Genomic DNA, 8,601 nt, shown 5'->3' with positions numbered 1-8,601 from the left:
CCCTCGAGGCTTCAAAAAATTAGCCGACTCGAATCGGCGTAAACCTTCAAATCCGCGTTTTTCAAAGCGGATCAAAAAATCAGAACGATCCCTCCACGGCCGAATTTCATCTTTTTCGTGGTGAGGCTCCCTTTCTTAAGCGCTTACGCGCCTGGTCTTCGGCAGACCGGAACGATATTTCCAACGCTGCAAAGCAGGCTGAATCTGAAGAGACTCGTGTCGTCACCTCTTCATCTCGTCAGCGGCATGTCATCGCCCGCGCGTCCGTCGGACTCGTCCTGCTTTACACCCGTCTCTGTGTTCGCACAGAGACGGGTGGTGTCAGCCCCCACCCAACCCGCGCTATACGCGGGCTACAGCCTTTCACGCAACGCGTGAAAGTGCTGGAAAAATCGCAACAACCTACAAAAAAAACGTCCTGATGGCAGTCGCGGATCGAGAGGGAGCCCAGTACCTGAGGGTTTCTCTAGCTGGACCAGCACTCGAAGAATGCCGAATCAAGGTTCTCAGGAAAGTACGGGAAGAAATGCAGCGCCCGCCCCAACAGCTGCTCCTGCTCACGGTTGCCTCGAACGTATCGAGTGCGAATAAAACTTACCGAATCCAGTGGTCCTGAGCAGACAACTACCCGAGTCACGCCCAAGCGCCGTTGCTCGATCTCTTTCCATTCCAGGAGGAATCCACCATGTCCCGTAACTATGGATTAGGCAGCCGTAACATGGCTTCGGCGGCCCGTATTGCCCTCGACAGAGCCGCCCAACGCGGCGAGCTGTCGTATTCCAGCGCGGCCACCCTGACGGAGCGTTTTTCTCAATTTGCCGATGCTGCCCGCGCGCAAGGCATCGGCCGGTTGGAGCGCATCAATTCAGAACTGGTACAGGCCTACGGTCAGCAACTCGCGACACAAGTGCAGCGTGGCGAGTTATCACCCGCTTATGCGCAGAACCTGGTGAGTGCTATCAACACGGTCCTGCACCTGGTGCGCGACTGGTCGAGTGTCAGTCCGACCAAGGCCTGCGGCATCCCCCAGCGCTGCGCGGTGCGCAACAATCCGCCGTTAGGCGTGGATCGAAATGTGCTCGAACGCGGCCTTGAGCAACTGTGTGGAGATGACCTGCGGCGAGCGGGCGCGGCGGCTGACTTGGCGCGAGAATTTGGCCTGCGCAGCAAAGAAGCTGCGCTGTTGAATATCCATAAAGCACTGCAGGAAGCTCGTGAGCGCGGCCTGGTGACGATTGTCGACGGCACCAAGGGCGGACGACCACGAACCGTCCCAGTGTTCCAGGAACAGCAGCTGAGTGCTCTGGCGAACGCCGCCACTCTGCAGGGGGCAGGCCGGTCGTTGATACCCGTCGAGCAGAACTGGAAACAGTTTCGCGAAAGCAGCCTGCGCCAGGGCCGTGCGCTCCTGCAGCAAGTCGGTATTACCGGTTACCACGACTTGCGCGCAGCCTATGCTTGCGAGCGCTATCAGAGGCTCACCGGTCACCTGGCGCCGGTGATTGCCGGTGGTGTCGTCGACAAGCACCAGGATCGATTGGCGCGGGAACAAATCAGCGCTGAGCTGGGTCATGGCCGAATTGACGTGGTCGCTGAATACATTGGAGGCCGTGGATGAAGCTACTCGAAGAAGTCGAAAACTTCAGCCGCGGCTATGTGCGCAAGGGTGGTAAAGATAACCGTCGTCAGCAGCGAGCTCGGATGCTCTCCTTGGCCGCGTTCTGTGCTGCAGAGGGGGCACATTCACTAGCTCAGGTTGGGGCAGGACATGTCATTCGCTATTGGCGTGCCCACCGCCACCTCAGCGATGCCACCCGTTACAACCATTGGCGGGCGTTTTGTGTGCTGTGGAGGCTGTGGAAAAATCGGCTGAGCCACCAAAACCCTATGGAAGCAAACCATGAGACTGCTTGGCAGTCTGTTGAGGGAAAAATGCCTGTGAGTAACTCGTGCTTAGGTTTTTAATGCTTTTAAACCTTTTAAACCTTTTAGCCGTGCCGCAGGCCATAGGTTACGTGGCTTACAGCCTAAATAAACCAACAGATTTAGGGTGATTCACCAACAGATTTAGGGTGATTCACCAACAGATTTAGGGTGATTCACCAACAGATTTAGGGTAATAGCATACAAAAAAATTATTGTTGTATAATAACGTCCACGGATCTCTGACAGGGTTACTCAATGGCGTCGCAGAAGCAGCTGATTGTTGTGAAGTCGAACAAGCTGGTAGAAGCCAGCTACCGCCTTGATCTGATCGAGCAGCGGATCATCCTGTACGCCATCATGGAGGCCCGCGAAACACAGAAGGGGTTAACTGATGACTTTGTCACAATAGAAGCAAAGCGGTTTTCATCTATGTTTAAGATGGAAGGTGGGGCAGTTTACAACCAGCTCAAGACCGCAATGGATACGCTATTCAATCGTCATATCGTGGTACACGATATTCACCCAGAAAGCGGCTGTGAGCGTGTAAGCAAGGTGCGTTGGATCTCAACGGCCAGCTACATCGACGGGGCCGGCGCTGTTCAGCTGCGCTTTTCGACCGACATGCTGCCCTATATAACCCGGCTAGAAACCGAGTTCACCAGCTACCGACTGGAGAAAATAGGCCGTATGAGCAGCGTCCACGCGGTACGCCTTTATGAGTTACTGGTGCAATACCTGAGCATTGGCAAGCGTGAGGTTGGAATTGCTTGGCTTAAGGAAACTTTCGGAATGACCGATGAATATCCGCGCATAGATAGTCTTAAAAAGCGTGTTATCGACGTGGCAGTGGCGCAAATTAACGAGTTCAGCGACATTCGCGTGAGCTACACCCAGCGTAAGACTGGGCGCACCGTCACTCACTTACTCTTTGCCATCACACCAGAACTCAAACCCACGCATACGAAACACAAGAGCGGCAAGAGCCGTAAGCTGACAGACGCGGAAGTTGCCAAACGCGCTCGTCCTGGTGAGAGCTGGGAAGCAGCACACACTCGGCTCAACCAGATCTCCTTAGCACTCGTTGAATGATTAGATGGGGCTAACTAGCCCCCACGGATTTATTCCTAAAACGAAACCACACAAATGGCAGATATACTGTAGGGCACCCTACAGACAGAACCCGACACAGCCCTACATGACTAAACTAACCATTGGCCGCATGGCAAATCTCTACGGTTTGCACCGCTCTACACTGCATGAAGCAGTGGCCAAAGGCCGTGTAACAGCTGGGCTAGATGGCAAAGGCCAGAAGGTCATTGACCTGTCTGAAATGATTCGTGTCTATGGCGAAGCGCCTGGACAAACCCGACATCTCCCTACACCCCTACCAGACGTTCTCCCTACACTCGCACCCGACGCTCTAAACCCTCTCCTGGAAGAGTTGCGATTGCTGCGAGAAGAGGTACGCGAGCTGCGAAATAGCCTGCGGTTACTCGAGCATAAACCAGAGCCAAAACCACAAAGCAAGGAAGCACCTGCAAAAGCAAAAGGACCTGCGACGTGGGGAAATCTGCTGAGCGCACTGGACGACTAAACAAGATTCGCAATTTGAGAAGTTGGCTTCTGCGCACAGGCGAATTACGTCGCTCCGTCATATGACGCGCCGCAGATTGGTAGGAATGCTCAGAATTTTCAGGACAACAAAAAACCGCTCAACGAGCGGTTTTCTAAGGGCGAGGTATTGCATTTTGCGAACAAGTATGAGATACTTATTTTAAGTGTGCATACAATAACCGCATTATTACATATTTGATTAAGAGACGAGTCAAATATACGGCTGGTTGCCACGGGTGTCAACTCTACATCACGCTTTTCCACGGTGAATAACGGAGTTCAGACGAGCGGTCCCCGTGGGGTGTTGGTGCGCATGAGGTACCCGCTGCTACGGCGGTCGGGATTGCGCTTGAACAACACAAGGATTAGCGATGGAAATTATTTTCGCTCTCCAGGTGCTCTATTGGGTCGGTAAAGTGACCCTGGTAGGCATCCTGGTACTTAAGGCGTCGGGCTTGTTCTAAGCCCATGACCCCTTGCTTCGGCAAGGGGTCTCTTCAAAGGCTCTGCTTTTCCGGCTGAGCTAAAGCGGCAGGCCATTTGTTTCGCAGAGCCGACCTCTTGCCCATAGGGTGTGGTACCGACCTGCCATCATTTTACCTGCAGCACTGCGTCGCTTTGAGATTGCCTGAATAAGGCTGTTACTCACGGCCAATTGGCTCATGCCTCGACGTCAGTTCACAGGCCGCCAATGCACCGATCAGCGTCAAGCAGTGGCTCATCTCGGGATTCAGCCTAAATCACCTGAAGTTCGGCGATGCAGCCATTCGCACTACTTGTACTTTCCGCCATTTTTCTGGCGACAAAATATAAATTAGGCGATGCCAAATAAACCGATGCTAAAGATTGACGCATGCTTATCATTAGTTATAAGCTTCTGCGCGCTGGGAGAATTACGCCCAGCAAATGTCGGGAGCCCGAAAAAGTCGGACTCCCAACCAACCTAAAAGGGGTTAGACCATGAAAGTCAATAACTTAATAAAACTAATGAGGGGTAAGTCGCATCATGAAAAATGTGAAAAACGCTGTAAACGATCAATGTAACGCTAAATTTGTTCCAAAAGAGATTCGGTACTGCCCAGGGGCTATCAAAGAGCTAGGCAAGTTACCACTGGATGACCAGATCAGTTTCCTGCACAACCTCAACCTGGTTGCGCATGGCCTGGCTCCTACGATCGAATTCGAGCATCTGGGCAATATCGGTCCAGGCGTCATCGAACTGAAGATCAACGGCAGTCCCGCGTATCGCTGCGTGTACTACAACAAGCTGCCGGGGGTTCTGTGGGTCGTTCTCGCTGCAACGAAAACGTCCGAAGGACAGGATCTGACGATCATCAGGAAGGGTAGACTGCGCCTAAAAGCGCTGAAGTAAGCTGGTTATGAAGGGCGATGGCTGTTACAGCATCGCTTTTTTTAGCTTTAGCTCCAAGGGCTCACGCATGTTCCCTGGATCAAAGTCCATATCGAGTTTGTAGCCGACACCCAAGATCATTTCGAGCAGGGTATCGATGGAAAACTTTTCCAGTCTTCCATTGAATAGGTTGCTCATGCGTGGCTGACTGACATGCAGTCTGCGCGCAGCCTCAGCTTGAGTCCATTGCTGGCCCTGTATTAGGTTAACCAGCACCATCACCAGTTTAGATTTTAACGCAAGCATGTTGAAGCGAACCGGATCATTGGTGATCAGTTCGAAAACGTTTTGCGTGCTCATTTCTTTATCTCTCTAAATAAATCTCCAGCTTGAGCTGGATAATCTTGCTTTTTTGAGCTTTTGACTATATGCAAAATAGCTAGGTTTTTACAGGGCCGAGATTATACAAATTCTTATAACCTTGTCAAGCTACTTGACAAGTTTTCCCATTTCCTTAGGAAAAGCCAATTGGCGCCTAGCCCAGTGTGCGACTCCTGACACAGTCACATCTGATGATTTCAGAAATTTGCCTCCCACCAAGATGACTTACGGGAAGAAGATTTTTTAAAACTACCGATAAAAACGGTTATCGTGAGTTTTTCAGCCTAAGGAACTGCACATGCTCAGCATCCAGGTCACCATCGAAGAGTGGGATGGCGACGGCGCCCTACGCATCCCGGACGCTGCCCTACAGGAGCTCGGCCTGGATGTCGGCGACAGCCTGTACATCGTCGAGGCGGACCCGGTGACCCAGACCCTAGTGTTGTCGAAAACCCCGAAACTGCGCGACCGCCTCGACGACCTGGTGGAGCAGGTGACGGCCGGCCCCAAGGGGCTCAAGGATGAGTGAGCCATATACCGACAAATCCTCGGTCATCGGCGGGGAGAGTTCTAGCACAGCTGTTTCCGCGGCTACATATGCCGACAGCCCCTCGGTCGCGGCGGCACGCCGGCTGACCGCCGCCGAGTTCCACGGCCTGGCCACGGTCCCGGCCGCCGTCGAATGGTTCGCCAACCTGGCCAATCCGCGCACCCGCCGCGCCTACCAGGGCGACCTCGAGGATTTCTGCCAGTTTGTCGGCCTGCACACCCCTGAGCAGTTTCGCGAAGTGACCCGCGCCCATGTCCTTGCCTGGCGCCACCAGTTCGAGCAGCGCGGCCTGTCCGCGGCCACCCAGCGGCGCAAACTCGCGGCGCTGACCAGCCTGTTCGATCACCTGCTCGACCGCAATGCAGTTGCCGGCGGTAACCCGGTGCACGGGGTTAAACGACCGAAGCTGGAAACCACTGAGGGTAAAACCCCGGCGCTTGCCGACTACCAGGCCAAGGCCCTGCTCGAGGCGCCCGATCCGACGTCGACCAAAGGTCAACGTGATCGGGCGATTCTCGCCGTTCTGCTGTATCACGGCTTACGCCGTGAAGAAGCCGCACGCCTGCAGACCGATGACCTGCAGCAGCGCCGCGGTCTGCAGCACCTGCGTATCCACGGCAAGGGCGGCAAACTGCGTTACGTGCCGCTGCACCCGGTCGCAGCCGAGCGCCTGCACACCTACCTCGAGGCGTCGGGGCATCACTTGGGACAAGACAAAGCACCGCTGTTTCGCCCGCTGCGCGGGCCGCAGACCGGGCGGGGGATTTCCGCGGAGGGCATCTATACCATGGTCGGCCAGTACGCCAAGGCCGCCGGGATCGTCGTCGCCGGCCTTGGCGTGCACGGCCTGCGCGCCACGGCGGCGACTAACGCCCTGGAGCACGAAGCCGACATCGCCAAGGTCCAGGCCTGGCTCGGGCATGCCAATATCAGCACGACCAAGCTCTACGACCGGCGCCATGCCAGGCCAGAGGACTCACCGACCTTCAAGGTAAGTTATTAAGAATGGATCAGCTTACATAGGTGGAGGAATGCCTTAACAACCGACAGCAAAAAGCCCGCCGAAGCGGGCTTTTTTGAGAGCAAAAATTTAACAAAACGCCAAAAACTGCAGGCTTTACAAGCGTTTTTCTGCCGCCTGGTAAACCTCTTTATCACGCCGAGCTCCTACCGCAATGATCAGCACTTCGAGAGCACCTTTATTCACTCGATAGACAATTCTGGTATCTCCTACTCGAATTCTTCTGAACCCCGAGAGAATTCCTCTCAACGGCTTACCCAGCTTATCGGGCTCGCCATTCTCGATTCTCTCCTCAATCGTCTTCAGAAGACGCAAAGCTGTCGGCGCACCTAAATAGTCAAGATCGTCTTGAACATCAGGATGAAACTCAACTATCCAAGCCATCTTCACTCCTTGGCGGCATACCTCGCTTTCATGTCGCTAAGGGAGATAGCCTTACTTTTATCAAAAGTACTCATCCGCTCGTGAGCAATCGCTTCGATACGCAAATCTTCGAGCTCATCGAGCATCTCTTGATACGCATCCACATTTACGATTACTGCTGCCGGCTCATTATCTTTAAAAATTACCAACCGATCCGTGGCACGGCTGGAGACCTCCTTCAGACGGGCGCTAAAGCTCCGCACCATCGTGGTGACCGAGACAGCTTGGTCAGCTCGTTCCAGTAACGCAGCCATGATTTAATCTCCTACGCATGATACACCAATACACATAAAGCATGCTTTCTAGTACGCAAGACTTTACGTACGATTGAGCGTATGATAGTCTCATTTCAGTACCTAGAACAGCGTTATTAGAATCCGTACGGAGTACGGATTCTAATAACGCTGTTCTAGGTACTGGCCTAGCTGGAGGCTATTTTCTGTAAAAAACACCAATACCATCCGTCGGTTTTTTTACAAAACCCGATCATCAGCCTGCATCTCTGACCGAGATCAAAATGGGTCCTGAGTGGACGGGGGACAACCATTTCTCCTATGAGGCTTTTAGCGCGCATTCAACTCGGGGGTGGGGGAGAATGAAAACCTCAGTCGCATCAACGCAGTGCCTGACCAACGCCTTTTGGCACTTCAGCGCACAGACTCATGAACAGAAGGAGTCCGAGCGGCTGCAGCAGATCAAATCTGGAGTGTCCGTTGACCTGGTTGATGCAATCCACGTCGCCTTTAACCTTTCTGACGCTCACTTGGCGATACTGTTCAATACTTCACTCACCACGCTCAAGCGGCGAAAGCAGCAACAAAAACCATTGGATTCGATCGCATCCGAACGACTCGACCGAATTGCCAGCGTCTGCCAAAAAGCGCAGGAAGTTTTTGAAAGTAGAGTGGCAGCGACGCGCTGGATGTCAGCACCCAACCAATCCTTGGGCCATTCCATACCAGTGATGCTTTGTGTAACCGAGATAGGAGCTAACCAGGTTCGTCGAGTGCTTCACGCACTGGAGTGGGGAGGGGTGGTTTGATTGGTACGCTGCTGTTGCCCTCGTGCTTAAGGCTCCGACTTAGCGTTCTGACGTGCCGCCTGCGGCTATATTTTTCGGAAAATCTTGATCTAGACGCTAGCAGCACCATTGGCTATGCTGCCCAGGCACTGAGCGAAATCAAGTATTTCGCTTCTCAAGGGTTGCTGAGCCCTCTAAATAAACAGCCTAAAACCTAAGCCCTCGAGGCTTCAAAAAATTAGCCGACTCGAATCGGCGTAAACCTTCAAATCCGCGTTTTTCAAAGCGGATCAAAAAATCAGAACGATCCCTCC

The 8,601-nt window shown here is 53.5% G+C and carries 11 protein-coding genes; 8 read left to right on the top strand and 3 right to left on the bottom strand.

What is annotated here, in order from left to right; translation table 11 throughout:
• Positions 1 to 685: 685 nt before the first annotated feature.
• The 5 genes from ACIOVD_RS27690 to ACIOVD_RS27670 all read left to right on the top strand — a co-directional run bounded on the left by ACIOVD_RS27690 (position 686) and on the right by ACIOVD_RS27670 (position 4,912).
• Positions 686 to 1,618, top strand: a complete 933-nt coding sequence (locus ACIOVD_RS27690; RefSeq protein WP_401131353.1) for an integrase domain-containing protein — start codon at positions 686 to 688, stop codon at positions 1,616 to 1,618.
• Positions 1,615 to 1,965, top strand: coding sequence for a hypothetical protein (locus ACIOVD_RS27685; RefSeq protein WP_401131351.1), 351 nt, complete (start codon positions 1,615 to 1,617; stop codon positions 1,963 to 1,965). The genes ACIOVD_RS27690 and ACIOVD_RS27685 overlap by 4 nt, the downstream gene beginning before the upstream one ends.
• Before the next feature lie 216 nt (positions 1,966 to 2,181).
• The gene (locus tag ACIOVD_RS27680; protein WP_401131349.1) at positions 2,182 to 3,015 is read left to right on the top strand and encodes a RepB family plasmid replication initiator protein; all 834 of its coding nucleotides are present in this window, start codon (positions 2,182 to 2,184) and stop codon (positions 3,013 to 3,015) included.
• 106 nt (positions 3,016 to 3,121) lie between these two features.
• Complete coding sequence (locus ACIOVD_RS27675; RefSeq protein WP_401131347.1) at positions 3,122 to 3,520, top strand: hypothetical protein; 399 nt, start codon at positions 3,122 to 3,124, stop codon at positions 3,518 to 3,520.
• 1,026 nt (positions 3,521 to 4,546) lie between these two features.
• A complete protein-coding gene (locus ACIOVD_RS27670; RefSeq protein WP_401131345.1) occupies positions 4,547 to 4,912 on the top strand; it encodes a type II toxin-antitoxin system RelE/ParE family toxin in 366 nt (121 codons plus the stop codon).
• Positions 4,913 to 4,936: 24 nt separating this feature from the next.
• Here ACIOVD_RS27670 and ACIOVD_RS27665 read toward each other — a convergent pair whose 3' ends face one another.
• Positions 4,937 to 5,251, bottom strand: a complete 315-nt coding sequence (locus ACIOVD_RS27665; RefSeq protein ID WP_401131343.1) for a helix-turn-helix domain-containing protein — start codon at positions 5,249 to 5,251, stop codon at positions 4,937 to 4,939.
• Positions 5,252 to 5,570: 319 nt separating this feature from the next.
• Here ACIOVD_RS27665 and ACIOVD_RS27660 point away from each other — a divergent pair, with 319 nt between their 5' ends.
• Entirely contained in the window at positions 5,571 to 5,801 is a 231-nt protein-coding gene (locus ACIOVD_RS27660; protein ID WP_401131341.1) for an AbrB/MazE/SpoVT family DNA-binding domain-containing protein, read from the top strand.
• Positions 5,794 to 6,825 carry a tyrosine-type recombinase/integrase gene (locus ACIOVD_RS27655; protein WP_401131339.1) on the top strand — a complete coding sequence of 344 codons (1,032 nt, stop codon included), beginning with the start codon at positions 5,794 to 5,796 and terminating at the stop codon, positions 6,823 to 6,825. Before ACIOVD_RS27660 ends, ACIOVD_RS27655 begins: the two co-directional genes overlap by 8 nt.
• 114 nt (positions 6,826 to 6,939) lie before the next feature.
• On the opposite strand, the gene ACIOVD_RS27650 is transcribed toward ACIOVD_RS27655, so the two are convergent.
• The gene (locus tag ACIOVD_RS27650; protein ID WP_401131337.1) at positions 6,940 to 7,227 is read right to left on the bottom strand and encodes a type II toxin-antitoxin system RelE/ParE family toxin; all 288 of its coding nucleotides are present in this window, start codon (positions 7,225 to 7,227) and stop codon (positions 6,940 to 6,942) included.
• Positions 7,228 to 7,229: 2 nt separating this feature from the next.
• Positions 7,230 to 7,520 (bottom strand): type II toxin-antitoxin system Phd/YefM family antitoxin, encoded by a 291-nt coding sequence (locus ACIOVD_RS27645; RefSeq protein ID WP_401131335.1) that lies wholly within the window; start codon positions 7,518 to 7,520, stop codon positions 7,230 to 7,232.
• Positions 7,521 to 7,861: 341 nt separating this feature from the next.
• Between ACIOVD_RS27645 and ACIOVD_RS27640 the strand changes: the two genes are divergently transcribed.
• A complete protein-coding gene (locus tag ACIOVD_RS27640) occupies positions 7,862 to 8,308 on the top strand; it encodes an antitoxin Xre/MbcA/ParS toxin-binding domain-containing protein (protein WP_401131333.1) in 447 nt (148 codons plus the stop codon).
• Positions 8,309 to 8,601: the final 293 nt, after the last annotated feature.

It is taken from the genome of Pseudomonas sp. NPDC087626, assembly GCF_044743405.1.
Lineage (GTDB): Bacteria > Pseudomonadota > Gammaproteobacteria > Pseudomonadales > Pseudomonadaceae > Aquipseudomonas.
The sequence above is the reverse complement of the archived record's forward strand: the minus strand, read 5'-3'. Positions and strand labels throughout refer to the sequence as shown.

What these genes read in the sequence shown, in the direction of transcription:
- ACIOVD_RS27660 (WP_401131341.1), top strand. Translation starts at nt 5,571, where the DNA reads ATGCTCAGCATCCAGGTCACCATCGAAGAGTGGGATGGCGACGGCGCC.
- ACIOVD_RS27680 (WP_401131349.1), top strand. Translation starts at nt 2,182, where the DNA reads ATGGCGTCGCAGAAGCAGCTGATTGTTGTGAAGTCGAACAAGCTGGTA.
- ACIOVD_RS27645 (WP_401131335.1), bottom strand. Translation starts at nt 7,520, where the DNA reads ATGGCTGCGTTACTGGAACGAGCTGACCAAGCTGTCTCGGTCACCACG.
- ACIOVD_RS27665 (WP_401131343.1), bottom strand. Translation starts at nt 5,251, where the DNA reads ATGAGCACGCAAAACGTTTTCGAACTGATCACCAATGATCCGGTTCGC.
- ACIOVD_RS27650 (WP_401131337.1), bottom strand. Translation starts at nt 7,227, where the DNA reads ATGGCTTGGATAGTTGAGTTTCATCCTGATGTTCAAGACGATCTTGAC.
- ACIOVD_RS27675 (WP_401131347.1), top strand. Translation starts at nt 3,122, where the DNA reads ATGACTAAACTAACCATTGGCCGCATGGCAAATCTCTACGGTTTGCAC.
- ACIOVD_RS27690 (WP_401131353.1), top strand. Translation starts at nt 686, where the DNA reads ATGTCCCGTAACTATGGATTAGGCAGCCGTAACATGGCTTCGGCGGCC.
- ACIOVD_RS27670 (WP_401131345.1), top strand. Translation starts at nt 4,547, where the DNA reads ATGAAAAATGTGAAAAACGCTGTAAACGATCAATGTAACGCTAAATTT.
- ACIOVD_RS27640 (WP_401131333.1), top strand. Translation starts at nt 7,862, where the DNA reads ATGAAAACCTCAGTCGCATCAACGCAGTGCCTGACCAACGCCTTTTGG.
- ACIOVD_RS27685 (WP_401131351.1), top strand. Translation starts at nt 1,615, where the DNA reads ATGAAGCTACTCGAAGAAGTCGAAAACTTCAGCCGCGGCTATGTGCGC.
- ACIOVD_RS27655 (WP_401131339.1), top strand. Translation starts at nt 5,794, where the DNA reads ATGAGTGAGCCATATACCGACAAATCCTCGGTCATCGGCGGGGAGAGT.